This is a genomic window from Streptomyces sp. NBC_01454, from assembly GCF_036227565.1.
Lineage (GTDB): Bacteria > Actinomycetota > Actinomycetes > Streptomycetales > Streptomycetaceae > Streptomyces.
This window is the reverse complement of sequence record NZ_CP109460.1, coordinates 3,973,046-3,998,591: the sequence shown is the minus strand read 5'-3', so window position 1 is coordinate 3,998,591 and position 25,546 is coordinate 3,973,046. Positions and strand designations below refer to the sequence as shown.

The following is a 25,546-nucleotide window of genomic DNA, read 5'->3' as shown; positions in this document are numbered from 1 at the left end:
GAGGCGACCGTGCAACTCCACGACGTCTGGTTCGTCCTCATCGCCTTCCTCTGGGTCGGGTACTTCTTCCTCGAAGGGTTCGACTTCGGGATCGGCGTCCTCACCAAGCTCCTCGCCCGGGACCGGCGCGAGCGGCGCGTACTGATCAACACCATCGGGCCGGTCTGGGACGGCAACGAGGTCTGGCTGCTCAGCGCGGCCGGGGGTACCTTCGCGGCCTTCCCCGACTGGTACGCCACCCTGTTCTCCGGGTTCTACCTGCCGGTGCTGCTGATCCTCGTCTGCCTGATCCTGCGCGGTGTCGCCTTCGAGTACCGCGTCAAGCGGCCCGAGGAGCGCTGGCAGCGCAACTGGGAGCACGCGATCTTCTGGACCTCGCTGCTGCCCGCGGTGCTGTGGGGCGTCATCTTCGGCAACATCGTGCGCGGCGTGAAGATCAATGCCCACAAGGAGTACGTCGGCAGCCTGCTCGACCTCTTCCACCCCTACGCGCTCCTCGGCGGGCTGGTCACGCTGACGCTGTTCACCTTCCACGGTGCGGTGTTCGCCTCGCTCAAGACCGTCGGTGACATCCGGGAGCGGGCGCGCCGGACGGCCACCGCCGTCGGGCTGATCGCCGCGGTGCTGGTGACCGGGTTCCTCGGCTGGACGCAGGCCGACAAGGGCGACGGCACCAGCCTGATCGTCCTGGTGGTCGCGGTGACCGCGCTGGTCGCGGCGCTGGGAGCCACCAGGCTGGGGCGCGAGGGCTGGGCCTTCGTGTTCTCCGGCGTCACGATCGTGGCCGCCGTCGCGATGCTGTTCCTGACGCTCTTCCCGAACGTCATGCCGTCCACGCTGAACGAGAGCTGGAGCCTGACGGTCGGCAATGCCTCGTCCAGCCCGTACACCCTGAAGATCATGACCTGGGGCACCGGGTTCGCCGCGCCCCTCGTGATGCTCTACCAGGGGTGGACGTACTGGGTCTTCCGCAAGCGCATCGGCACCCAGCACCTCGCCGCCGATGCCCACTAGCCGAGCGGCCGCCCCTCGGGGCGGCCTCGGCAGGAGGGAATGTTTCACGTGAAACCCGTCGACCCGCGCCTGCTCCGTTACGCCCGCGCCACCCGCGGTTTCCTTGTCGCGGTGGTGGTGCTCGGGCTCGCCGGAGCGGGCCTGGTCGTCGGCCAGGCGATGCTGATTGCCGAGATCGTGGTCGGCGCCTTCCAGCACGGTCTCGGTCCCGGCGGCCTGACCACACCGCTGGTCCTGCTCGCCGCGGTCTCCGTCGGACGCGGGCTGGTCTCCTGGCTCACCGAACTGGCCGCCCACCGCGCCGGTGCGGCGGTCAAGTCCGAGCTGCGGATGCGGCTGATCGAGCGGGCGGCGAAGCTCGGGCCCGCCCGGCGCCCGGCCACCACGTCCGAAGGGGCATCACGCGAAGCCGAGTGGCGCACCGGTGAACTCACCAACCTCGCCACCCGCGGTATCGACGCCCTGGACGACTACTTCGCGCGCTATCTGCCGCAGCTGGGGCTGGCGGTCGTGGTCCCGGTCGCGGTGCTCGCCCGGATCGTCACCGGCGACTGGATCTCGGCCGTCACCATCGTGCTCACCCTGCCGCTGATCCCGCTGTTCATGGTCCTGATCGGCTGGGCCACCCAGTCGCGGATGGACCGTCAGTGGCGGCTGCTCGCCCGGCTGTCGGGCCACTTCCTGGATGTCGTGGAGGGGCTGCCCACCCTCAAGGTCTTCGGCCGGGCCAAGGCCCAGGCCGCCTCCATCCGGGAGATCACCGGCACCTACCGCCGGGCGACGCTGCGCACCCTGCGGATCGCCTTTCTCTCCTCCTTCGCCCTGGAACTCCTCGCCACCATCTCCGTCGCGCTGGTCGCGGTCGGCATCGGGATGCGCCTGGTGAAGGGCGAACTCGACCTCTACACCGGCCTGATGGTGCTGGTGCTGGCGCCCGAGGCCTATCTGCCGCTGCGGCAGGTCGGTGCGCAGTACCACGCCGCGGCCGAGGGACTGGCGGCCGCGGAGGAGGTCTTCGCGGTGCTGGAGACACCGCTGCCGGTACCCGGCACCGCACCCGCGCCCGCGGGCACCGCGCTGGCCGTCGAGAACCTGGTCGTCCGCCACCCCGGGCGCACCGCCGACTCGCTCCCCGCCACCTCGTTCGAGGTCCGGCCCGGGGAGACCGTCGCGCTGGTGGGGCCCTCCGGCGCCGGCAAGTCCACGCTGCTGAGCGTGCTGCTGGGCTTCACCGGACCGGCCGGGGGCCGGGCCCTCGTCGACGGGCGGGACATCGCGTCCCTGGACCCCGCGAGCTGGCGGCAGCGGATCGCCTGGGTGCCGCAGCAGCCGCATCTGTTCGCGGGCAGCATCGCCGAGAACGTACGGCTGGCGCGGCCGGACGCGGACGAGGCCGCGGTGCGCGCCGCCCTGGCCGACGCGGGTGCGCTGGACTTCGTCGACGCCCTTCCGGACGGGATGGCGAGCAGGCTCGGCGAGTCCGGTGCCGGGCTCTCCGCCGGGCAGCGCCAGCGCCTCGCGCTCGCCCGCGCCTTCCTCGCCGACCGCCCGATCCTGCTGCTGGACGAGCCCACCGCGAACCTGGACGGCGCCACCGAGGAAGCGGTCGTGGCCGCGGTCCGCCGGCTCGCGGCCGGCCGTACGGTCCTGCTCGTCGTCCACCGGCCGGCGCTGCTGGCGGTGGCGGACCGGGTGGTGCGCCTCCCGGACCCGGCGGCACCGGCAGCAGGGACGGAGCCGGCCGGCGCGGGGGAGGCGCGGCCGCACACCGGTGCCGGAGCGCGCCCGGAAGCCGTGGTGGTCCCCGCTCCCCGGGATCCGGATGCCACCGGGACCGCGGCGCAGGAGACGGCGGGCCCCGCCCGCGGTGCGGCGCTCGCCCGGCTGCGCGGGACGGCCCGCGCCCGTCGGGCCCGGCTGGGTCTGGCGCTGCTGCTGGGGAGCCTCGCGCTGGGCTGCGCGGTGGGCCTGATGGCGACCTCCGGCTGGCTGATCTCGCGTGCGGCACAGCAGCCGCCGGTGCTGTATCTGCTGGTGGCGGTGACCGCGACCCGGGCGTTCGGCATCGGGCGGGCGGTCTTCCGGTACGCCGAGCGGCTGGTCGCCCATGACGCGGTCTTCCGGATGCTCGCCGATGTACGCGTGGCTGTCTTCACGCGGCTGGAGCGGCTGGCGCCGGCCGGGCTCGCGGGGCGCCGGCGCGGCGATCTGCTGTCGCGGCTGGTGGCCGATGTCGACGCGGTGCAGGACTACTTCCTGCGCTGGCTGCTGCCGGTCGGCGCGGCGGTGCTGGTCGGTGCGGGCACGGTCGGCTTCACCGGATGGCTGCTGCCGCAGGCCGGTGCGATCCTCGCCGCCGGGCTGCTGCTCGCGGGCGTCGGGGTGCCGCTGCTCTCGGGCGCCCTGGCCCGGCGGGCGGAGCGTCAGCTGGCGCCGGCGCGCGGACGGCTCGCCACCCGGGTCGTCGAGGTGCTCACCGGAACCGCCGAGTTGACGGTGGCCGGCGCCCTCACGGCCCGTACCGAGGCGGTGCGGCGCGCGGACCGGGACCTGACCGCGCTCGCCGCCCGCTCGGCCGCCGTGGCCGGGACCGGTGCCGGGCTGTCGGCGCTGCTGTGCGGGCTGACGACGGCCGCGGCGGCGGTCGCCGGCGTCCAGGCGGTGCATGCCGGCCGGCTGGCGGGGGTGGCGCTGGCGGTCGTCGTGCTCACCCCGCTCGCCGCGTTCGAGGCGGTTTCGGGGCTGCCGCTCGCGGTGCAGTACCGCCGGCGCACCCGGCACGCCGCCGAGCGGGTCTTCGAGGTGCTGGACGCCCCGGAGCCGGTGCGCGAGCCGGCCGTACCGGCCGACGCTCCCGCGACGCCGTTCCCGCTGGTGGTGCGGGAGCTGACCGCGCGCCACCCGGGGCAGGACCGGCCGGCGCTGGACGGGGTCGGCTTCACCCTGCGGGCCGGACACCGGCTCGCCGTCGTCGGCGCCTCCGGCTCCGGCAAGACCACGCTGGCGCAGGTGCTGCTGCGCTTCCTGGACCAGGAGTCGGGAACGTACACGCTGGCCGACACGGCGGCCCGGGAGATCGACGGCGATGCGGTCCGCCGGCTGGTGGGACTGTGTGCGCAGGACGCGCACCTCTTCGACAGCTCGCTGCGGGAGAACCTCCGGCTCGCCCGCCGGGACCGGTCGGTTCCGGACGGCGCCGACCAGGACCTGTGGGACGTGCTCGGCCGGGTGCGGCTCGCGGACTGGGTGCGCGGGCTGCCCGACGGCCTGGACACCATGGTCGGTGAGCACGGCGCCCGGCTGTCCGGCGGCCAGCGGCAGCGGCTGGCCCTGGCCCGTGCGCTGCTCGCGGACTTCCCGGTGCTCGTCCTGGACGAGCCCGCCGAGCACCTCGATCTGGCCACCGCCGACGCGCTGACCGCCGATCTGCTGGCCGCGACCGAGGGCCGTACGACGGTTTTGATCACCCACCGGCTCACCGGCCTCGACGCGGTCGACGAGGTGCTGGTGCTGGACCGCGGGCGGATCGTGCAGAGCGGAAGCCCGGCCGCGCTGGCCGGGGCCGACGGCCCGTACCGCCGCATGTGGGAGCGCGAACAGGCGGTGGAGGCGGCCTACGGCGCGGCCCAGCCGGTGGCATAGGCGCACGGTCCAGGGAGTTCCCTCCCATACGTGGACTTTCCTCGGAAAAGAGCCGTTATTAGGCTCATGGCATGGCAGCCACTGCGGAACCACCGCTCCCGGACCCGGGGGACCCCGGGAGCGGTGGCGCGGGTACGGTCCCCGACCCCATGGACGCCGCCACCGAGGCCACGCGCAGCCTGCGGGGCCTCTCGCCCGAGCTGACCGCCCGGGTGCCCCAGCTGCTGGAGGCGATGCGGACGGTCGGTGCGGGGCTCGATCTGCACGTCACCCTCGACCGGATCGTGGAGACGGCCGCCGAGATCGCCGACGCCCGCTATGCCGCGATCGGGATCATCGACGAGACCGGCGCCGGGCTCTCGGACTTCGTGACGTACGGCGTGACCACCCGGCAGCACGAGCAGATCGGCGCGCTGCCCGACGGCCACAAGGGCCTGCTCGGCGCGCTCATCCACGATCCCAAGCCGCTGCGCCTCGGAGACCTCACCGAGGACTCCCGCTCGGCCGGGTTCCCGCCCGGGCACCCGCCGATGCGGACGTTCCTGGGGGTGCCGATCCGCGTGCAGGGCGAGATCTTCGGCAACCTCTATCTGACGGAGAAGCGCGGCGGCGCGGACTTCAGCGAGGAAGATCTGCACATGGTGCGGGTGCTGGCCACCGAGGCGGGCATCGCGATCGGCAACACCCGGCTGCATTCGGCGACCCGGCAGCGGGAGCGGTGGATCGACGGTTCCGTGGCCGTGACCACCGAACTCCTGGCCGGCAGCGATGTCGACGACGCGCTCGCGGTGGTCGCCGAGCAGGCCCGGAAACTGGCGGACTCGGCGGCCGGCATCGTGCTGCTGCCCGATGACGAGGGCGGTCTGGAGATCGTCGCGGTGTCGGCGGACGACCCCGCCGGGATCATCGGCACGCAGATCCCCAACGACAGTCCGGTGGTCGAGCAACTCCTCGCCGGGGAGCCGGTGTTCGTGGAGGACTCGGCCAGCGACCCGCGCATGGTCACGGACATCGCGCAGCGCTTCGGCCCCAGCATGATGCTGCCGCTCAAGAGCGGCGGACGGGTCCTCGGCACCCTCGCCACCCCGCGCAGCCGCGGTGCCCGCCCGTTCACCGACGCCGAGCGGACGCTGGCCACCCAGTTCGCGGCGCAGGCCGCGCTGGCGCTGGTGCTGGCCGATGCCCAGCGCGACCGGGAGCGGCTGGCCGTCTACGAGGACCGCGACCGCATCGCCCGTGACCTGCACGACCTCGTCATCCAACGGCTGTTCGCGACGGGCATGATCCTGGAGAGCGCCCAGCGCCGGACGATCGTGCCGGAGGTGGCCCAGGGCGTCGGCAAGGCCGTCGACGAGCTGGACGTCACCATCCAGGAGATCCGCACCGCGATCTTCGCCCTCCAGCAGGGCCCGGCCGAGGCACCGTCCGGGCTGCGGACCCGGGTGCTGCGGGAGATCGGCACCGCCGCCGTACCGCTCGGCTTCCAGCCCTCCGCCTCCTTCGTCGGCGCGGTCGACTCCCGGGTCGGCGAGCTGACCGGCAAGAACCTGATCGCCGCGCTGCGCGAGGCGCTGTCGAACGCCTTCCGGCACGCCCAGGCGTCCCGGATCGAGGTCGTCGTCGACGCCACGATCAGCCTGTCCGACGGCACCGACGGCGTCCGGCTGACCGTCGCCGACGACGGCATCGGCATCCCGGACGGTGGCCGCCGCAGCGGCCTGCGGAACCTCGCCAAGCGCGCGGAGTCGCTGGGCGGCCGCAGTACCTACGGCCCGGGGCTGGGCGAGGACGGGACGGGGACGACGGTGTGGTGGGAGGCGCCGCTGTGAGGGTGCGCGGGGGCGCGCTCCGCGCTGCCGGCGGCCTTCCTTCAGGATCCGCTCGAGGACGACCGCGCCAGGATCCGCTCGATGACGACCGCGACGCCGTCGTCGTTGTTGGACGCGGTGCGGCGCGTCGTGGCGGCCAGCACATCCGGGTGGGCGTTGGCCATGGCGTACGAGGTGCCGGCCCAGGTCAGCATCTCTATGTCGTTCGGCATGTCCCCGAAGGCGACGACCTCCTCCGGGGCGATGCCGCGCTCCGCGCAGCAGTGAGCGAGGGTGCCCGCCTTGCTGACTCCGGGGCCGCTGATCTCCAGGAGGGCGGTGGGGCTGGACCGGGTGAAGGAGGCGAGCCCGCCCGCGACCGTACGGGCCAGCGTGAGGAAGGCGTCGGGATCCAGCTCGGGGTGGTGCGCGAGCAGCTTGATCACCGGCTGGTCGGGGAAGGCGGGGCCCTCGGCGTCACCGGCCGGGCCGTCCTTCCAGGACGCATCCGGGCCCAGCGGGGTGACGAAGTCCTCGGCGAGCAGCTTCTCCGCCGGTGCGACGACCGCGGCCGGATCCAGGAGCAGGGGCGGGTACTGCGGCTCGTAGTGGATCCCGCCGGTGCGTTCCACCGCGAACGAGGTGCCGGGGGCGGCGCCGCGCAGCGCGTCCACGACGGCCAGCGCGACGGTCCGCTCCAGGGGGCTGACCTCGACGATCCGGCCGCCGCGGTGCAGATCGACGACGGCCGCGCCGTTCGCGCAGATCGCCAGGCCGTGGCCGTGCACATGGTCGCTGACCACGCCCATCCAGCGGGCCGGGCGGCCGGTGACGAAGAACACCTCGATGCCGGCCCGCTCGGCGGCGGCGAGCGCGGCGATCGTCCGGTCGGAGACCGTCTTGTCGTCGTGCAGCAAGGTGCCGTCGAGGTCGGTGGCGATCAGCCGGGGCGCAACGGCCGTATCGGGGCACCGGGATGGCGTGGCGGAGGCATCAGTCACGGGGCCATCTTCCCGTACCGCCGTGCACAGGCGGGCGGTGGGTTGCGCGCATGAGCCCCGCGGTGGCCGGGCGGGGCCGCCGAGGCGGATCGTGCGGCACCTCCGGGCGGCCGTACGCTCGGGGGTATGCGACTGAGCACCGTGATACTCCCTGTCCGCCGTTGGTCCCAAGGCGGACAGGAGGTGTGGCAGCGCGCCGAGGAACTGGGCTTCCACGCCGCGTACACCTATGACCACCTCTCGTGGCGCAGCTTCCGCGACCAGGCCTGGTTCGGCGCCCTGCCGACGCTGACCGCGGCCGCGGCGGCGACCTCCCGGCTGCGCCTGGGCACCCTCGTCACCTCGCCGAACTTCCGGCACCCGGTCACGCTCGCCAAGGAACTGATCTCCCTCGACGACATCAGCGACGGCCGGATCACCCTGGGCATCGGCGCCGGCGGCAACGGCTTCGACGCCACCGCGCTGGGCCAGGAGCCCTGGGAGCCGCGGGAACGGGCCGACCGCTTCGCCGAGTTCGTCGGGCTGCTGGACCGGATGCTGAGCCAGGACGTCGTCTCCTACCGGGGCGAGCACTACTCCGCGCACGAGGTGCGCAACATCCCCGGCTGTGTGCAGCGGCCGCGGCTGCCGTTCGCGGTGGCGGCCACCGGGCCGCGCGGGCTGAAGCTGGCGGCCCGGTACGGCCAGGCCTGGGTGACGACCGGCGATCCGAAGGTCTCCAACGGGGGCGGTACGCCCGACGAGTCGCGCGAGGCGATCCGCGGGCAGCTCGAACGGCTCGGGAAGGCCTGCGCCGACCAGGGCCGGGACGGCGCCGAGCTGCAGAAGATCATGCTGACGGGTTTCACCCCGGACCGCCCGCTGGACTCCGTGGACGCCTTTGTCGACTTCGCCGGGCGCCATGCCGAGCTGGGCATCGACGAGCTGGTCCTCCACTGGCCGATCGCCGATTCGGTCTTCGAGGCCGATCCCGCGGTCTTCGAGCGCATCGTCACGGAGGCGCCGGCGCAGCTGGGCGCGGCCCGGTAGACAGGGTTTTTCCGGGACGGCCGGCCCTACGGGGCGGGCCGTCCGACGCGCCCGGTGTTCTCCTGGCCCGACCTTTACTCCGCATATAGCTGCGAAGAGGGAGAATCGGGACAGCGGCGCAGTGTGAGGTACGCGGCGCGCGGTGCGAAGACAGCGCGCGAGCGGGTCGGCACACTGCGCGAAATGCGGCGTGTGGAGGAGCCATGGCACAGACCCGATTCGCCCCGGACCGCGGGCTGACCTCGCGCATGGTCACGACGATGTTCTTCATCGGACTGCTGTACGTGGTCATCGTCGGCGTGCTGGTGGTGCTGCTCAAGGGCGCCTGGGTGGTGGTCCTGCTGATCGCGGGCGGCCTGTTCGTCGCGCAGTTCTGGTTCAGTGACCGGATCGCGGCATTCAGCATGGGGGCACGCGAGGTCACACCGGAGCAGGCGCCCGAGCTGCACGGCGCCGTCGACCGGCTGTGTGCGCTGGCCGATATGCCCAAGCCCCGGGTCGCGATCGCCGAGTCGGATGTGCCGAACGCGTTCGCCACCGGCCGCAACCAGAAGAATTCGATGGTCTGCGCCACGACCGGGCTGCTCAGGCGGCTGGAGCCGGAGGAGCTGGAGGGCGTACTGGCCCATGAGCTCTCGCATGTCGCCCACCGCGATGTCGCGGTGATGACCATCGCCTCGTTCCTCGGCGTGCTGGCCGGGATCATCACCCGCGCCGCCCTGTGGAGCGGTGTCGGCCGCAACAATCGTGACCAGAACGCGGCCATCGCCGTACTCATCGTCACCGCCGTCAGCGTGGCGGTCTACGCGATCAGCTTCCTGCTGACCCGGCTGCTGTCCCGTTACCGCGAGCTGTCCGCCGACCGGGCCGCCGCGCTGCTGACCGGCCGTCCGTCGGCGCTGGCCGCCGCGCTCACCAAGGTCACCGGCCAGATCGCGCGGATCCCGACCGAGGATCTGCGCAAGGACCAGGCGTTCAACGCCTTCTACTTCGCCCCGGCGTTCAACAAGGAGAGCTTCAACCGGCTGCTGTCCTCGCACCCGACGCTGGAACAGCGGCTGGACCAGCTGGGCCGGATCGCGGCGGAGCTGGGACGGCCGTGACGCACGGTGCCGCCCGTAACGAGCAAGGAGTACCCCGCGCATGGGATTTCTGGACGCCATCCTCGGCCGCAGCAAGCCGGTACGCCCCGATCTCGACCAGCTCTTCGCGCTGCCGTCCGCCGCGGTGACGCTCCAGGCCGCGGCCGGATTTGAGCCCACCGGCCTGGGGTCGGTGTGTTTCGCGAGCGTCGAGGGCGGGGCGTTCTCGCGCATCCAGGAGGAAGCGCAGGCCCTGCTGGACGGCTCGGTGGAGTTCTCCCAGGACGCGTACGGCTACTCATGGCTGCTCGCACGGCACCCGGCGGAGGATGTGGCGGGCCTGGTCAATGACCTGCACGCGGTCAACACCTCGCTGGAGGAGGCGGGTTTCGGCCCGCAGCTGCTGTGTTCGCTGCTCGGCTTCCGCGATGAACGGCAGCGGCCGCTGGCGCTGGTCTACCTCTACAAGCGCGGCACGTTCTACCCCTTCGCCCCCAAGCCGGGCGCCGGCGAGAAGCGCGACAACCCGCTCGAACTCCAGATGCGGGCGATGCTCGGGGACGATCTGACGATCGAGCAGGACCTGTCGCGGTGGTTTCCGGTGTGGGGCGCGCCGGGGCTCTGAGCCGGCCGCGGGCACGGGGCGGTGGCGTGTGCCCCCGGGGCGGCGGGCCCGCCCCGGCTCCACCGGGTCAGCCGGGGAAACCGAGGTATGCGGCCGGTACCCGGTCGGTGAGCCAGACGCCGTTGGCGCTGATCTGGAAGACATGGCCCGCCCGGTGCATCGCGGCCGCGTCGACGGTCAGCACCACGGGCGTGCCGCGCCGCGCGCCCACTCGGCTCGCGGTCTCCGGGTCGGGCGAGAGATGCACGGCGTGCCGCGCCATCGGCCGCAGTCCCTCGGCGCGGATCGCGGCCAGATGGCGGTCCACCGTGCCGTGGAAGAGCCGGCCGGGTGGTACGGCCGGCGGCAGATCGAGCTCGACGCGCACGGAGTGGCCCTGCTGGGCGCGGATCCGGTCGCCCTCGATGACGTACCGCTGCTTGTCGTTGTCGGCGACCACCTGCTCCAACTCCGCCCGGGAGAAGCGGAATCCATGCCGCGCGGCCGCCGTCATCAGCGTGTCCACGGGCACCCAGCCCTGGGCGTCGAGGCTGATACCGATCCGTTCCGGCGCATGGCGCAGATGCTTCGCCAGGTACTTCGAGAGGCGCACGGAGCGCTGGTTGTCCATGCCTCCAGGGTGGCGCGGCGCGCGCCCGGCGGCACCTGAATTCCGGGCCGGCGGCCTAGCGGTGCGGAGATCTTGAGGCGTGGTGGCCCTGCGGCGCGGAGATCTTGAGGCCCGGCGGGGACGGCCGACGGGCGTCAGTCCCCCGCGGTCCGGCCTGCCCCGTCCTGCCGACTTTCCTCCTGCGGCCCGCTCGGCTCATGCTTCCGCCTCGCGAGGTCGCTCGCCTTTCTCGCCTTTGCGCTGTCGACCTCTTCGGCCGCCCACCGCGCCCACTCCTCCTGGGTCGCCGACATCCGCAGGCCGTACTCCAGCGCGATCCGCCCGTAGACCGAAATCATTTCCTCGTCCCACTGGGCCGTCTCGTCGAGATGCTCGAGCTCGGCGCGAAGGCGCGCGGCGCGCTCGGCCTGATGCAGGAGGTAGGTCTGCGCCTCGAGCGGCGTGACGATGCCGAGGAAGAAGATGCGCAGCAGGCCGTCATGGCGCTGCTGGCCCGTGGGTTCGACATCGACGAGCCAGCGGCGCAGCTCCGCCAGGCCGTCATCGGTGATCGCGTACTCCTTGCGGCCGCGGGGGCCGTGGGCCGCGACCTCGGCGAGACCGGCCGTCGTGAGCTTGGTGAGCTCGCCGTAGACCTGACTCTGTGTGGCGGGCCAGACATTCGACAGTGACGCGTTGAACAGCTTCATCAGGTCGTATCCGCTGGCCGGGGATTCGGCCAGCAGGCCCAGCACGGCATGTTTCAGGCTCATGGTCCGCACTTTACCTTCCACTGTTGACATGTCAAAGGTGGACCTTCTACCTTCGACATGTCGAGAATGGAATGTGCCGCGCGGGGCGGCGGCTCGTCGGCGCGTGGAGCGCCGGCGGGTGACGGTGACGAGGGGGAACCATGAACTATCTGCGGGGCTTCATTCCTTGGCTGGTCTTCGCGGGCGTGTCCTCGGCCGGCTGGCAGTGGGGTGCGCTCGCCGGTCTGGTGACGGCCGTGGTGCTGCTCCTCGCCGACCGTGCGGCCGGCCTCGCGCTCGAACACCGACTGCTGGAGTACGGCACGATCGTGTTCTTCGCAGCCCTCGGGATACTGGCCTTCACCCAGCCCGACAGCGGTCTGAAGAGCTACGGCAGCGCCCTCTCGATGGGCTGGCTGGCGCTGATCGCCTGGGTGTCGATCGCCGTGCGGCGGCCCTTCACCCTGGGGTTCGCGCGGCGGATGGCCCCGCCGGAGGTCTGGGACTCTCCGCTGTTCCGCCGCATCAATGTCGTGCTCACCACCGCCTGGGCGTCGTCCTTCACTCTCACCGCGATCGCCCAGGCCGCCATCTCCGCCCTCGGGTGGAGCGTGGTCGTCTCGATCCTCATCCAGCTCGCCGGATTCATTCTTCCCGTCCGCTTCACCGCCGCCTATCCGGAGCGGGCCCGAGCCCGCTTCCTTCAGGAGTCCGGTACGCGGACCGACATCCAGGGAGGCCTGGCCTCATGACCACCACATCCCCGACCACCGCATCCGCATCCGACGCTCCGGCACCGCACATGGCGGGCAACTTCGCCCCGGTGACGGAGGAGCTGACCGCCTACGACCTCCCGGTCACGGGCACGATCCCGCCCGAACTCACCGGCTGGTTCCTGCGCAACGGCCCCAACCCGCGGGACGCCGCCACTCCGCACTGGTTCTTCGGCGACGGCATGGTCCACGGCCTGCGCCTGGAGGGCGGCCGGGCCGTCTCCTACCGCAACCGCTGGGTACGCACCGCCACCTTCACCGAGGGCGCGCGGTCGGTGGACGCACAGGGCCGCCGGAATCTGGCGGCGGGCGTGGCCAACACCCATGTCGTCCGCCATGCCGGACGCACCCTCGCCCTGGTCGAGTCGTCGTTCCCCTACGAGATCGACTGCCGCCCCGGCCATGAGCTGGAGACCATCGGCGTCCATGACTTCGGAGGCCGGCTCACCACCGCCGTGACCGCCCACCCCAAGACCTGTCCGGTCACCGGTGAGCTGCACTTCTTCGGCTACGGCGGCCCCACCCCGCCCTATCTCACCTACCACCGTGCGGATGCCTCGGGAGAGTTGGTGCTCAGCCGGCCCATCGATGTCCCGGGGCCGACGATGATGCACGACTTCCATCTCACCGCGCGCCATGTCGTCTTCATGGACCTCCCGGTCGTCTTCGACCGCAGTCGCCCCGGCATGCCGTATCGCTGGGACCCCGAGTACGGCGCACGGCTCGGTGTGCTGCGCCGCGACGATCCCCGGGGTGAGGTCCGCTGGCTGCCCATCGACCCCTGCTATGTCTTCCACGCCCTGAACGCCCACGACGAGGGCGACCGGCGCATCGTGCTCCATGTGGCCCGCTATGCGGAATTCGACGAGGGGACCCCGGCCCATCTCTGGCGCTGGACGATCGATCTCGTCACCGGCACCGTCAGCGAGGAACAACTCGACGACCGCTTCTGCGAGTTCCCCAGGGTGGACGACCGACTCGCCGGGCAACCGGCCCGCTTCGGTCATGCCACCACCGCAGAGCTGCCGGGCAGCGGTCCGATACCCGGTGCCCTGCTCCGCTACGACCTGCAGACGGGCGCGGTCGTCCGGCATGACTTCGGTCCCGGGCGCACTCCGGGCGAGGCGGTCTTCGCCCCGGCCGATGGCCGTCCGGGAGGGCCCGGCTGGCTGATCACCTATGTCTACGACGCGTCCACCGATACCAGCGATCTCGTCGTACTCGACACGGAGGACATATCCGCCGACCCGGTTGCCACGGTCCATCTCCCCCAGCGGGTGCCCTATGGATTCCATGGCAACTGGCTCCCGGATCCTGCCAGTTGACGCTACTGACGGGCGCGGAGGGGCCCGCGCCCGGCTGAACCTTGACAACTCCAAAGGGGTACGACGGGCGGGTCAGGGGCCTCGGGCTGGGGGCTGCGGGCTGCGGGCTGCGGACGGTGTGGGCCGGCGGACGGAGGTTCTGACGAGTGCGGGGTCAGGGCCCGCCCGGGCGACCCCGGTCGTCCTCCTCGGCGGTCGGGCGGTCCGTCCGGTGGGAGGCGGCGGTGCCGGCCGGTGTGCCCGCCGGTGCGGGTCCGCTTCCGCCTGCCGCCAGGGCGTCCATCGTGCGGGCATGGACCTCCCGCTGTGCGGCGGAGGCGATGAAGGCCGCCGTGTTCTCCGGGCCCACCAGCGCCCGTACGGCCCGCACGGCGTCGGCGGGGAGCGGCACCGCCTCGGAGGCTGCCGTCGGGTCGGTCGCAGGACGGGGGTCCGAGACCGGCCCGACGGTTGCCGGCGGTGCGGTGGCGGCCCGTGGCCGGGGGACACCCACGGGGCCCTCGGCCGACCCGGCTACCGTTTTGGCTGGCCCGGCCCCCGCCCCGGCCGCTGTTCCGGCCTCCGCTCCGGCCGTTCCCGCTGCCACCCCGTGCGGTCCGTGTGCCTCCGCGGGGCGGGCGTCGCTGAGGTGGTGACGCAGGTACTGGGTGGCCAGGGTGCGCATGGCGCGGGCGAGTTCGGCGTCGACGGTCTGCTGGGCCAGGGGGCGCAGCCGGCGTACCAGGGCGGCGGCTTCCGCTGCCTCGGTCCCGGTGGGCGGGTGGTCCAGGAACGGCTGGAAGACATGCTCGGTGGTGAAGTCCAGGAACCGTGCGGCGATGTGCTCGACCTGGCCGCGCACCTCCCGCAGATGACCGGAGATCGCGAGGAGCGGGACGCCGGCCGAATACAGTTCGGCGGCGACGGCGAGTTCCTGCGGGCTGGGAACGAGGAATGCGTCGTCCCGGCCGGGAACCCGTTCCAGGACGCCCAGTTCGACGGCCTCGGCGATCGCCGTCTCGTCGGAGGTGCCCCCGAAGGCGGCGTCCAGTTCGGCGCGGGAGAGACGGGCGGGCTCCTCGTCGGTCCACGGCCCGTCGATCTCGGTGACCAGGCCCAGGACCCCGCCGAGGTCGAGGCCCGCGTCCCAGGCCTGGAGGAGTTCCTTGATGCTGGCCAGGGTGTAGCCGCGGTCGAGCAGACCGGCGATCTGGTGCAGCCGCGCCAGATGGGCGTCGCCGTAGACATTGGCCCGGCCGCGGCGTTCCGGGCGGGGGAGCAGCCCGCGGTCCTGATACGCACGGATCGTGCGGACCGTGGCGCCGCTGAGGTGGGCCAGGTCCTCGATACGGTATTCGGCCGGCTGCGCCTGCTCGGTCATGCGGTTGCTCCTCACACCATGGCCGCGCGCTACGGGAGAGCCGCTCGGCCCACCGCACCCGCCGCGGCCCGTGCCGCCGGGGAGGAGGCCAGATAGGCGACGGCCGTGCGCAGCGACCCTTCCTGCGAGGGATGGTACGACCGTCGCAGATACCGCGGTATCGCCGCTCCCAGCTCACGCCAGGTGGGCAGCAGCCCCTTGTGGACGGCGCGGCGGTGCGCGCGCAGCGAGTAGCGGGAGGGGGCGGCCAGCTGCGGGTCGTGCCGCAGGAGGTAGGCGGCGCCCCAGCCCCAGAGATAGAGCAGCACGGGGGCGGTCATGGCCATGCCCAGGACACGGCGGAGATAACGGCCGGGGTCCTCGCCACCGGTGTGCTGGTACATGTCGAAGGCGACCGCGCGATGCTCGACCTCCTCCGCGCCGTGCCAGCGCAGCAGATCGAGCATGACCGGGTCGGGCCCGGCGCGGTCGAGGCCCTCGGCGTGCAGCACCCAGTCGCCGAGCACCGCGGTGAACTGTTCGATGGCGGCGATCACGGAGAGCCGGAAGCGCAGCCACTCCCGGTCGGTGACCGGAATGCCGGAGGGAGGCTTCTCGCCCAGGAGGCGGGCGAAGAGGGAATCGATGTGCCGGGTGTAGGGGGCGGTGTCCAGGCCCTGGTGGGCCAGGTGGTCGAGCACGGTGGAGTGCTGGACGCTGTGGGTGGCCTCCTGGCCCATGAAGCCCTTGACGTCCGTGCGGAGTTGCTCGTCCCGGACCAGCGGCAGGGCTTCCTTGAAGACCTTGACGAACCATCGTTCGCCCGCCGGCAGCAGCAGGTGCAGCACATTGATGACGTGGGTGGCGGTGGGCTCGTCCGGTATCCACACCAGCGGCGTGGCCTGCCAGTCGAACGAGACCCGCCGCGGCGCGATGGGGCGGGGCTCCTGGGGGTGCGACGGGAAGTCCGGGGTGCTCATGCGGTGTGCTCCTGGGGTGCTCGGTTCTTTTGGCCACCGGCGGTTCTCCTGGCCGGTTATCCCGGCTCCTGGCCGGTTGTCCCGGCTCCCGGCGGGGGCGCCAGGCCCCCCGGGGCCGGGCGGTCGCTGCTCCGGCCGGCCCGGCCAGTGCCGTGCCGGCGTCGTGCCGGGGCCATGCGAGGCGTCTGTGGCTCTGTGCGTGTGGCCATGTGGCCGGTGTGTGGCCGTGCGTGGCTGTGTGTGGCCGCGTGGCGCCATGCCCGGCGGCCACACAACGGCCGGTACCCGGTGCTACAACCGCGGCTCGAAGCGGGCGAAGGCGCGTAGCAGGCGCGGGGCGAAGCGGGACAGCAGATGGGCGCCGCGTGCTTCGGGGGTGACCGGCACCACCGCCTGGTTGTGGACGACCGCACGCAGGATGGCGTCGGCGACCTTCTCCGGCGGGTAGTTGCGCCGCCGGTACTTCCGCGCGGCCGAGTCCTGGCGACGCTTCTCCTCGTCGGCCGGGACCCCGGTGAAGCGGGCGGTGTTGGTGATGGCGGTGTTGATCAGCCCCGGGCAGATGGCCGTGACGCCGATGCCCTGCCCTGCCAGCTCGGCGCGCAGACACTCGCTGAGCATCAGGACGGCCGCCTTGGACGTGCTGTAGGCGGGCAGCAGCTTCGACGGCAGGAAGGCCGCGGCCGAGGCGGTGTTGACGATGTGGCCGCCCTGGCCGCGGTCCGCCATCCGCCTGCCGAAGACCCGGCAGCCGTGGATGACCCCCCAGAGGTTCACGTCCAGGACCTTCTTCCAGTCCTCGGTGGCGGTCTGGAGGAAGGAGCCGGCCAGCCCGATGCCGGCGTTGTTCACCAGCACGTCGACCGTGCCGTACTCCGCGTGGACCCGGTCGGCGAGCTTCTCCATCGCCGTCTCGTCCGCGACGTCGACGACCTCCGCCCAGGCCTGGGGTGCGCCGATCAGCCGGGACATCTCCGCGGTCCGTGCCGCGCCCTCCGAGTCCCGGTCGACGGCGATGATCCGCGCGCCGGCCTCCGCGAAGGCGAACGCCGTCGCCCGGCCGATGCCGCTGGCCGCGCCGGTCACCAGCACCAGCTGTCCGCCGAACCGGTCGGCGTGCGGCCCGGACGCCACGACCCGCTTCGCCGGATCACCCTCCTCCTTGGCGGTGATGAACGCACCGAGCCAGGACACCAGTTGGTCCGGACGGGTGCGCGGTACCCAGTGCTTGGCCGGCAGGGTGCGGCGCACCAGCTGGGGAGCCCACTGCTCCAGGTCGTCATAGAGCCGCTCGGAGAGGAAGGCGTCGCCGGTGGGGGTGATCAGCTGGACCGGGCAGTGCGCATAGGCGTCGCTGCGCGGGCGGCGGAGCCGGGGGAGCACATTGTCGCGGTAGAGCCAGGCGCCATGCGCCGCGTCCCTCGGCAGCGAGGCGGTGGGGTAGTCCCCGGCAGGCACCTTCTCCATCCGCTGCAGGATCTGCGGCCAGCGCTTGCCGAGCGGGCCCTTCCACGCCAGTTCGGGCAGCACGGGGGTGTGCAGCATGCCGACGTACCAGGACTTGGCGCTCTGGTGGAGCAGCTGGGCGGCGCGCCGGGGGGTGGGGCGCGTCATCCGCTTCTTGATCCAGTGGCCGAAGTGGTCCAGGGACGGGCCCGACATGGAGGTGAAGGAGGCGATCCGGCCCTCCGTACGCCGCACCGTGGCGAACTCCCAGCCCTGTACCGAGCCCCAGTCGTGGCCGACGAGATGGACCGGGCGGCCGGGGCTGACGGCGTCGGCGACGGCCAGGAAGTCGTCCGTCAGCTTTTCCAGGGTGAAGCCGCCCCGCAGCGGCCGCGGGGCCGTGGACCGGCCGCAGCCCCGGACGTCGTAGAGCACCACATGGAAGCGGCCGGCCAGCCCGCGGGCGACCTCGGACCACACCTCCTTGCTGTCGGGATAGCCGTGCACCAGCAGCACCGTGGGCTGCTCCGGATCCCCCAGCTCCGCGACGCACAGTTCGATACCGCCGGTCCGCACCCGTCGCTCCCGCGCCCCCGCGATCCCCGCACCGGCACCGGTCCCGCGGCCCGCCCCGTCCCGCTGCACCCGGCTCATCCCCTGCCCCCGCACAGCGCCCCGTCGCCCACCCCTCGCCCGGCCGGGCCCCTCCGCCTGCCGACGCCGCCTGCCCCGCCCATGCCCGCTTTCCTGTCCCCGATCTTCCCCATACCCGTGCCCCTCTCCTTGCCCCTGCCGGTTTCCCTGCCCCTGCCCGTCCCCATTCCCCGGCCCCTCTCCACGCTCCGGCGGCTCTCCATGCCCCTGTCCCCCTCCACGTCCCCGTCCCGTGTTCACGCGGCCTTCTCCTCCTGCCAGCGCCGCACATGCGGCAGATCGCCGTCCAGCCAAAAGGCGCTTTCCTGGGGGTCCGCCGAGTCCGTCACGACCAGGATTTCCTCGAACTTCGCGCCGGTGCCCCGGAATCCGAGGTGGGGTTCGACCGCCCACAGCCCCGGCGTCGGCGGGTGATCGGAGAAGCGGTACGGGCTCCACAGCGGGGACCAGCCGTCACGGTGGCCGTGCAGCGCATCGGAGGCGAGTCCCCGCAGGGAGCGGGCGCCGAACCCGAAGAGGGTGGGGGACCAGCGGTGCTGCCCGACCCGGTCGATCTTGTGCGCGATCACGCCGAAGGGGTAGGCGCGGTGGCGGTTGGCATAGCCCTGCCGCACCATCAGCCGGTCGACGTCCTCGTAGATCTCCCGCAGCGACCGACGCTCGCGCACCTCGCGCAGGATCAGGTCCCGGTGTGCTTCGAGGTCGGCGAGGAGCCGGTCGTGCACGGGGTTGAGGCCCAGACAGCCCGAGTAGCCGATGTCGGCGGTGAACCCCTGGTGGACCGGGGCCATGTCGAGGATGAAGGGCATCCCGGGCTCCAGCGCACGGTGGGTGGGGAAGAACTGCAGCGGCACCCGGAAGTTGACGAAGGCGGTGCGGTCACCGAACCACGCGAACGGCAGATGGAACCAGTCCCGTACACCGCGCTCGCGCAGCCACTCGCGCTGCATCCGCGCCGCCGTACGCTCGGTGACCCCGGGCCTGAGCTGTGCGGCCACCGCCTCCGCACAGGCATAGGCGAGCCGTTGGACCTCTCTGAACCCCCTCAGCCCGGCGCTGAGTTCCGTGGCTTCCCGTGCGGTCGCTGTGGTGACCGATGCCATCGCCAACCGTCCCGTCCCTGAGCAGTTTCATCGCGGTACGTGCTCGTAACTTGACACCGATGAATGTGACAATGACCGGCGGCTGCGTCAAGGGGGGCGGGTGCGGGCACCGCGCCCCCGACGCCGGGGGAGCTCCCAGAAGGAGACCCCTACGGGCATGTACTACCGCAGGGGGAGAGAGATCCCATCGTCTGGGCTGACGACCGGTGTGGCGGGCGCCACTACCGTCTAGGACGTGACTGTGATCGTGACCGAAAGCCTGAGCAAGCGGTTCCCGCGGGTGACCGCCTTGGACCGGCTCTCCGTTGACATCGCCCCCGGCGTAACGGGCCTGGTGGGTGCCAACGGCGCCGGTAAGTCCACCCTGATCAAGATTCTTCTGGGACTGGCCCCGGCCACCGAGGGGAGTGCGCATGTCCTCGGCCTGGACGTGACCAAGGACGGCAGCACCATCCGTGAACGGGTCGGCTACATGCCCGAACACGACTGTCTGCCGCCCGACGTCTCGGCCACCGAATTCGTCGTGCACATGGCCCGGATGTCCGGCCTGCCGCCGACCGCCGCCCGCGAGCGCACCGCGGACACCCTGCGCCACGTCGGCCTCTACGAGGAGCGCTACCGCCCCATCGGCGGCTATTCGACGGGCATGAAGCAGCGGGTGAAACTGGCCCAGGCACTGGTCCACGACCCGCAGCTGGTCTTCCTCGACGAGCCCACCAACGGCCTCGACCCGGCCGGGCGGGACGAGATGCTCGGTCTGATCCAGCGCGTCCACCGCGACTTCGGGATCTCCGTCCTGGTGACCTCCCACCTCCTCGGAGAGCTGGAGCGCACCTGTGATCATGTCGTCGTCATCGATGGCGGCAAACTCCTGCGCTCCTCCTCGACCGATGAGTTCACGCAGGTCACGGCCTCGCTGGCGGTCGAGGTCACGGACACCGACGCCCATCCGGACGGCACCGGAGCGCTGCGCACGGCCCTGGCCGCCGCCGGCGTCGCGGTGACCACCGCCGCCGGCGGCTCCGAGAGCCTCGCCTCCTCCGGCCACCTCCTGTATGTGGAGGCGGCCGGCGAGGAGACCTACGACCTGGTGCGGGACACCCTCGCCGGGCTCGGGCTGGGCCTGGTGCGGATGGAACAGCGCCGCCACCAGATCGCCGAGGTCTTCCGTGACGCGGACGCGGCGCAGGCCACCCCCGCCCCCGCGGGCGCCCCGCGCGCCCCGCACGCCACCCAGGACGGAGGCGCCCACGATGTCGCCTGAGCCCACGACGCCCCAGTCCGCGACCTCCCAGCCCGCGGCACCCCCGTCCGCGACGTCCGTAGCCGGTGCGCCGGGCGGCGCCCATATCCACAACATCGGCTACCGCCACTACGACGGCCCCGCCTGGGCCGCGCCTATGCCCGCCGGTCGCTCTTCTCACAGAGCCTGCGCGGCGCCTACGGTCTGGGCCGTTCGGCCAAGAGCAAGGTGCTGCCGATGCTGCTCTTCGCCGTGATGTGCCTGCCCGCCGCGATCATGGTCGCGGTGGCGGTGTTCACCAAGGCCGGCAAGCTCCCGGTCGGTTACTCCGGCTATGCCGTCTACCTCCAGGCGGTCATCGGCCTCTATCTGGCGTCCCAGGCGCCGCAGTCGGTCTCCCGCGATCTGCGCTTCCGGTCCATACCGCTGTACTTCTCCCGCCCCATCGAGCGGGGCGACTACGTGGCATCGAAGTTCGCGGCCATGGCCGCCGCCCTGTTCGCCCTCACCACCGCCCCCCTGCTGGTGCTCTACGCCGGAGCGCTGCTGGCGAAGATGGACTTCCTCGACCAGACCAAGGGGCTGGCACAGGGACTGGTCTCCGTGGTGCTGCTCTCGCTGCTGTTCGCCGGGATCGGCCTGGTCGTCTCCGCGGTCACCCCGCGGCGCGGCTTCGGCGTCGCCGCCGTGATCGCCGTCCTGACCATTCCGTACGGCGCGGTGAGCGCGCTCCAGGGGATCGCCCACATCCAGGGCAACGACTCCGCCGCCGGCTGGCTGGGGCTGTTCTCCCCCATCACCCTGATCGACGGGGTGCAGTCGGTGTTCCTCGGGGGCACCAGCTCCTTCCCCGACGGCATAGCGCCCTCGACCGGCGTCGGATTCGTCTATCTCCTCGTCACGCTCTCGGTCATCGCCGGCTGCTATGCCCTGCTGCTGCGCCGCTACCGGAAGGCCGGGCTGTGATGCCCGCCCGCCGCAGGCCCGCCCGCCGCCGGCCGGGCGGCGCCCCCGGCCCCACCACGACCCTCCGAAGGAACGGGCCGCGCCCATGACGCACCTCTCGATCGACCATGTCTCGCGCTGGTTCGGCAACGTCGTCGCCGTCAACGACATCACGATGTCCATCGGCCCCGGCGTGACCGGCCTGCTCGGCCCCAACGGCGCCGGCAAGTCCACCCTCATCAACATGATGGGCGGCTTCCTCGCGCCCTCCAACGGAACCGTCACCCTCGACGGCGCCACGATCTGGCGCAACGCCGGCATCTACCGCCACATCGGCATCGTCCCGGAGCGCGAGGCGATGTACGACTTCCTCACCGGGCGCGAATTCGTCGTCGCCAACGCCGAGTTGCACGGCCTGGGCCGGGCGGAGGCGGCCAGGGCGCTGGCCACCGTCGAGATGGAGTACGCCCAGGACCGCAAGATCTCGACCTACAGCAAGGGCATGCGCCAGCGCGTGAAGATGGCGTCCGCGCTGGTCCACGATCCGTCCGTGCTGCTGCTCGACGAGCCGTTCAACGGCATGGACCCGCGCCAGCGGATGCAGCTGATGGAGCTGCTGCGGCAGATGGGCGACCAGGGCCGGACGGTCCTGTTCTCCTCGCACATCCTCGAAGAGGTCGAGCAACTCGCCTCCCACATCGAGGTGGTGGTGGCCGGACGGCACGCCGCGTCCGGCGACTTCCGCAAGATCCGCCGCCTGATGACGGACCGCCCGCACCGCTACCTCATCCGGTCCGACAACGACCGGGCGCTGGCCGGTGCCCTGATCGCCGACCCCTCGACGGCCGGGATCGAGGTGGATCTCGCCGAAGGCGCCCTGCGCGTCCAGGCGGTCGACTTCGGGCGCTTCACCGCACTCCTGCCGCGGGTCGCCCGCGATCACGGCATCCGCCTGCTGACGGTCTCTCCCTCCGACGAGTCGCTGGAATCCGTCTTCTCCTACCTCGTAGCGGCCTGAGGCCTGAAAGGAGCCCTGACGCATGTCCACGACCACTCCGACGGCCTCGCCCGCGCCCCCGCGCGCGCCCAAGGCCGCACTGTTCCACCCGACCGTCGCCCGGCTCACCTACCGCGCCCTGCTCGGCCGGCGGCGCGCCCTGATCCTCTTCGCCCTGCCCACCCTGCTGGTGGTGCTCGCCATCGCCGTCCGTGCGCTGGCCAGCGCGGACGACTCCACCGCCGGCGGCATCCTGGGCGGCTTCGCGCTCGGCACGATGGTGCCGCTGATCGGCGTCATCGCCGGTACGGGCGCGATCGGTCCGGAGATCGACGACGGCTCGGTGGTCTATCTCCTGGCCAAGCCGGTGCCCCGGCCGACGATCATCTTCACCAAGCTCCTCGTCGCGATCGGCGTCACGGTCGCCTTCTCCGCCCTGCCGGTCCTGCTCGCCGGCTTCCTCCTCAACGGCAACAGCCAGCAGATGGCCGTGGGGTACGCGGTGGCGGCGGCGATCGCCTCGGTCGCCTACAGCGCCCTCTTCCTCCTCTTCGGCACGCTCACCCGGCACGCCGTGGTGTTCGGCCTGGTCTACGCCCTGGTCTGGGAAGCGCTCATGGGGACGCTCATCCCGGGCGCGAAGACCCTCAGCATCCAGCAGTGGGCGCTGGCCGTCGGCCAGCGGGTGGCCGCGGAGGGCGCGATCACCTCGGACGTCGGACTGCCCGCCGCCATCTGCCTGCTGGTCGGCGTCACGGCCGTCGCCACCTGGTACGCCGGCCGCCGTCTGAAGGCGCACACCCTGGCGGGCGAGGAGTAACCCCCTCCGGGCGGCCGGGCCCGCGGGGCGGCAGGACGGAACTCGTCCCTGCCGCCCCGCGGGCCCGTCGGCGTCGGGACGTCACGGACCCGGCCTAAGCCCCGCCGCCGCTCGCCGCGCCGCCGCTCGCCGCGCCCCTGTGCCGGCGGTTGAACTCCTGAACGTTCCTCAGATGCCGCTGGTAGTCGGCGGTGAAGCGGGTGTCGCCCGGTGTGACCGTGACGAAGTAGAGCCAGTCACCGGCGGGCGGTGCCCCGGCCGCCCTCAGCGCGTCCGCCCCGGGACTGTCGATCGGCGTCGGCGGCAGGCCCTGCTTCCGGTAGGTGTTGTACGGGCTGTCGATCCTGGTGTCGGCGTGGCTGGTGCGCAGCGTGCTGCGGCCGAGCGCGTAATTGAGCGTCGAATCCATCTGCAGCGGCATGTGGTGGTCGAGCCGGTTGGTGATGACCCGGGCCACCTTGCCCATATCGGCGGGCCGGTCCGCCTCGGCCTGCACGATGCTGGCGAGGACCACCGTCCGGTAGGAGGAGACGCCGTCGTCGGCGAGGTGCCTTCTGGCGGTGCTGACCATGTAGGTGAGCAGCGACGCCGGAGTGGTGTCCGAGCGGAGCGGATAGGTCGCCGGGAAGAGGTAGCCCTCGGGATTGCCGTGTGCGTCGTCCGGCAGCGCGAGGTGCGCGCTCCTGGCGGCCTTCGCCGTGGAACCCGCGGGCAGCTTCAGGGCCTTGTCGGCGGCGGCGTAGATCTGGCCGGCCCGCTGCCCCTCCGGGACCGTCAGGGTCCCCACGGCCTGCCGCCCGCGCAGCCACCGGGCCAGCAGCAGGACACCCAGAACGAGCAGGACGAGCAGGACGAGCAGGGCGGCCGCAAGAAGGAGCCGGCCACGACGGGAGGACCGCGGTCCCGGTCGGCGATCGGTGTGCTGAACCTCGCTCATGGGGGCACGGTAGGACACCGTCCACACCATGCGGTGCCCACCACGAAACGGGGCCCAGGAGATCTCCGGGGCCCCGCCCCCTGCGCCCCCCGGCGCCCGCTTCCCTCCCCGTACGCGCTACTTGCCGTTCCCCTCCCCGATCCGCCGGTCCCGTCCCGCGCCCGCGCCCAGCAGCGCCAGGCCGGCGCAGACCACGAGCAGCAGGACCAGGGGGACACTCCAGCCGCCGGTGACCTGGTGGACGGCGCCGAGGACCAGGGGCCCGGCGGCGGCGAGGAGGTAGCCGCCGGTCTGGGCCATGCCGGAGAGCCGGGCGGCGGTGTGGGCGTCACCGGAGCGCAGCACCATCATCGTCAGGGCCAGGCCCAGCGCACCGCCCTGTCCGACGCCGAGCAGCGCGGCCCACAGCCAGGCGCCGGCCACCGGTGCCAGCAGCAGACCGGTGACGCCGCAGGCCATCAGCGCGGACACCGCCACACCCAGCAGGCGCTGACGCCGCATCCGCCCCGCGAGCACCGGCACCACGAACGAACCGGCCATCTGCAGCAGGGTGCTGAAGGCGAAGACCAGCCCCGCCTCGCTCTTGGCCATGCCGTGGTCGGTGAAGATCGTCGGCATCCAGGCGATGCTCACGTACGCGATCAGCGACTGCGAGCCCATGAAGAGCGTGACCTGCCAGGCCAGCGGGGAACGGCTCAGCTTCGGCCCGGCCGCGGCGTGGTGCGCCGGGGTGGCCGCGGGCGCGCCGTGCCGGCTGCCCCACCGGACGAGCAGGGCCTGCGGGATCCAGACGACCGCGGCGACGGCGGCCAGCAGCGACCAGGAGACCAGCGAACCCTGCCAGCTGCCGAGCGCATCCTCCAGCGGGACCGCCGTGGCGGCCGAAACGGTCGCCCCCAGGATCATCGCGGTCGAGTACAGCGCCGTCATCCCCGCGGCCCGCTCCGGGAAGTCCCGCTTGATCAGCCCCGGCATCAGCACGTTCAGCAGGGCTATGGAGGAACCCACCACCGCGCACCCGGCGAACAGCGCGACCACCGGCGGCGCGATCCGCAGCACGATGCCGCCGCACAGCGCCACCAGCGCCCCGCACAGCACCGCCTCCGTGCCCCAGCGCCGCGCCAGCTTCGGCGCGATGATCGAGCCGAGACCCATGAAGACCAGCGGAATGGTCGTCACCAGGCTGCTGGCGGTCGGGGTCAGCCGGAAGTGCCGGCCGATCTCACCGAGCAGCGGGGAGACGCCGGCCAGCGCGGTCCGCATGTTGAGCGCGGCGAGCACGATCCCGGCCAGGAGCAGGGCGGGGTGGGCCCGCAGCCGGCGGCGGGCGGTGGCGACCGGCGGTGTCGCGACCAGATCCTCCTCGGCGTCGATCACCGCGGTTCCCCGCTCGGGTGTGCTGGGCATACTCTGTTCCTCCGCTCGTCTGGCCGGCTGCGGCG

General features: G+C 72.4%; 20 protein-coding genes and 1 pseudogene. 12 read left to right on the top strand and 9 right to left on the bottom strand.

Annotation, left to right across the window (positions count from 1 at the left end; genetic code table 11):
- Positions 1-9: 9 nt before the first annotated feature.
- The 3 genes from cydB (at position 10) to OIU81_RS17645 (ending at position 6,485) form a co-directional block, all read left to right on the top strand.
- Entirely contained in the window at positions 10-1,014 is a 1,005-nt protein-coding gene (cydB, locus tag OIU81_RS17655) for a cytochrome d ubiquinol oxidase subunit II (RefSeq protein ID WP_329148975.1), read from the top strand.
- Between the two features lie 39 nt (positions 1,015-1,053).
- Positions 1,054-4,656, top strand: a complete 3,603-nt coding sequence (cydD, locus tag OIU81_RS17650) for a thiol reductant ABC exporter subunit CydD (protein ID WP_329148973.1) — start codon at positions 1,054-1,056, stop codon at positions 4,654-4,656.
- 149 nt (positions 4,657-4,805) lie between these two features.
- Positions 4,806-6,485, top strand: coding sequence for a GAF domain-containing sensor histidine kinase (locus OIU81_RS17645; RefSeq protein WP_329155201.1), 1,680 nt, complete (start codon positions 4,806-4,808; stop codon positions 6,483-6,485).
- A gap of 41 nt (positions 6,486-6,526) precedes the next feature.
- On the opposite strand, the gene OIU81_RS17640 is transcribed toward OIU81_RS17645, so the two are convergent.
- Complete coding sequence (locus OIU81_RS17640) at positions 6,527-7,465, bottom strand: HAD hydrolase family protein (RefSeq protein WP_329148971.1); 939 nt, start codon at positions 7,463-7,465, stop codon at positions 6,527-6,529.
- Positions 7,466-7,591: 126 nt separating this feature from the next.
- Between OIU81_RS17640 and OIU81_RS17635 the strand changes: the two genes are divergently transcribed.
- The 3 genes from OIU81_RS17635 to pspAB all read left to right on the top strand — a co-directional run bounded on the left by OIU81_RS17635 (position 7,592) and on the right by pspAB (position 10,201).
- Entirely contained in the window at positions 7,592-8,494 is a 903-nt protein-coding gene (locus tag OIU81_RS17635; protein WP_329148969.1) for an LLM class flavin-dependent oxidoreductase, read from the top strand.
- A 203-nt stretch (positions 8,495-8,697) separates the two neighbouring features.
- Positions 8,698-9,597, top strand: a complete 900-nt coding sequence (gene htpX / locus OIU81_RS17630; protein ID WP_329148968.1) for a zinc metalloprotease HtpX — start codon at positions 8,698-8,700, stop codon at positions 9,595-9,597.
- Between the two features lie 40 nt (positions 9,598-9,637).
- Positions 9,638-10,201, top strand: a complete 564-nt coding sequence (pspAB, locus tag OIU81_RS17625; RefSeq protein WP_329148966.1) for a PspA-associated protein PspAB — start codon at positions 9,638-9,640, stop codon at positions 10,199-10,201.
- Positions 10,202-10,268: 67 nt separating this feature from the next.
- Here the strand turns inward: pspAB and OIU81_RS17620 are convergent, their stop codons facing one another.
- On the bottom strand, positions 10,269-10,811 hold the full coding sequence (locus OIU81_RS17620; RefSeq protein WP_329148964.1) for an RNA 2'-phosphotransferase: 543 nt from the start codon (positions 10,809-10,811) through the stop codon (positions 10,269-10,271).
- Between the two features lie 134 nt (positions 10,812-10,945).
- Complete coding sequence (locus OIU81_RS17615; protein ID WP_329148961.1) at positions 10,946-11,563, bottom strand: PadR family transcriptional regulator; 618 nt, start codon at positions 11,561-11,563, stop codon at positions 10,946-10,948.
- A 140-nt stretch (positions 11,564-11,703) separates the two neighbouring features.
- Here OIU81_RS17615 and OIU81_RS17610 point away from each other — a divergent pair, with 140 nt between their 5' ends.
- Together OIU81_RS17610 and OIU81_RS17605 are read left to right on the top strand one after the other, a co-directional pair.
- Positions 11,704-12,294, top strand: coding sequence for a hypothetical protein (locus OIU81_RS17610; RefSeq protein WP_329148959.1), 591 nt, complete (start codon positions 11,704-11,706; stop codon positions 12,292-12,294).
- A complete protein-coding gene (locus OIU81_RS17605; protein WP_329148957.1) occupies positions 12,291-13,640 on the top strand; it encodes a carotenoid oxygenase family protein in 1,350 nt (449 codons plus the stop codon). The genes OIU81_RS17610 and OIU81_RS17605 overlap by 4 nt, the downstream gene beginning before the upstream one ends.
- A 154-nt stretch (positions 13,641-13,794) precedes the next feature.
- Here OIU81_RS17605 and OIU81_RS17600 read toward each other — a convergent pair whose 3' ends face one another.
- From OIU81_RS17600 to OIU81_RS17585, 4 genes are all read right to left on the bottom strand, one after another.
- Positions 13,795-15,000, bottom strand: a complete 1,206-nt coding sequence (locus OIU81_RS17600) for a MerR family transcriptional regulator (RefSeq protein ID WP_329148955.1) — start codon at positions 14,998-15,000, stop codon at positions 13,795-13,797.
- A gap of 29 nt (positions 15,001-15,029) precedes the next feature.
- Positions 15,030-15,959, bottom strand: coding sequence for a metal-dependent hydrolase (locus OIU81_RS17595; RefSeq protein WP_329148952.1), 930 nt, complete (start codon positions 15,957-15,959; stop codon positions 15,030-15,032).
- Between the two features lie 291 nt (positions 15,960-16,250).
- Complete coding sequence (locus OIU81_RS17590; protein ID WP_329148950.1) at positions 16,251-18,059, bottom strand: SDR family oxidoreductase; 1,809 nt, start codon at positions 18,057-18,059, stop codon at positions 16,251-16,253.
- 236 nt (positions 18,060-18,295) lie between these two features.
- Positions 18,296-19,162, bottom strand: a complete 867-nt coding sequence (locus OIU81_RS17585) for a M24 family metallopeptidase (protein ID WP_329148948.1) — start codon at positions 19,160-19,162, stop codon at positions 18,296-18,298.
- Between the two features lie 241 nt (positions 19,163-19,403).
- On the opposite strand from OIU81_RS17585, the gene OIU81_RS17580 reads away from it, so the two are divergent.
- From OIU81_RS17580 to OIU81_RS17565, 4 genes and pseudogenes are all read left to right on the top strand, one after another.
- Positions 19,404-20,426: an ABC transporter ATP-binding protein gene (locus tag OIU81_RS17580; protein ID WP_443074150.1), complete on the top strand. Its 1,023-nt coding sequence runs from the start codon at positions 19,404-19,406 to the stop codon at positions 20,424-20,426.
- Positions 20,416-21,371 (top strand): annotated as a pseudogene (locus tag OIU81_RS17575) (ABC transporter permease subunit). Before OIU81_RS17580 ends, OIU81_RS17575 begins: the two are co-directional and overlap by 11 nt.
- A gap of 85 nt (positions 21,372-21,456) precedes the next feature.
- Positions 21,457-22,368 carry an ABC transporter ATP-binding protein gene (locus OIU81_RS17570; protein ID WP_329148945.1) on the top strand — a complete coding sequence of 304 codons (912 nt, stop codon included), beginning with the start codon at positions 21,457-21,459 and terminating at the stop codon, positions 22,366-22,368.
- 79 nt (positions 22,369-22,447) lie between these two features.
- The gene (locus OIU81_RS17565) at positions 22,448-23,167 is read left to right on the top strand and encodes an ABC transporter permease subunit (protein WP_329155199.1); all 720 of its coding nucleotides are present in this window, start codon (positions 22,448-22,450) and stop codon (positions 23,165-23,167) included.
- 94 nt (positions 23,168-23,261) lie between these two features.
- On the opposite strand, the gene mltG is transcribed toward OIU81_RS17565, so the two are convergent.
- Positions 23,262-24,104: an endolytic transglycosylase MltG gene (gene mltG / locus OIU81_RS17560; RefSeq protein ID WP_329148944.1), complete on the bottom strand. Its 843-nt coding sequence runs from the start codon at positions 24,102-24,104 to the stop codon at positions 23,262-23,264.
- A gap of 117 nt (positions 24,105-24,221) precedes the next feature.
- Positions 24,222-25,511 carry a CynX/NimT family MFS transporter gene (locus OIU81_RS17555; RefSeq protein ID WP_329148942.1) on the bottom strand — a complete coding sequence of 430 codons (1,290 nt, stop codon included), beginning with the start codon at positions 25,509-25,511 and terminating at the stop codon, positions 24,222-24,224.
- Between the last annotated feature and the right edge of the window lie 35 nt (positions 25,512-25,546).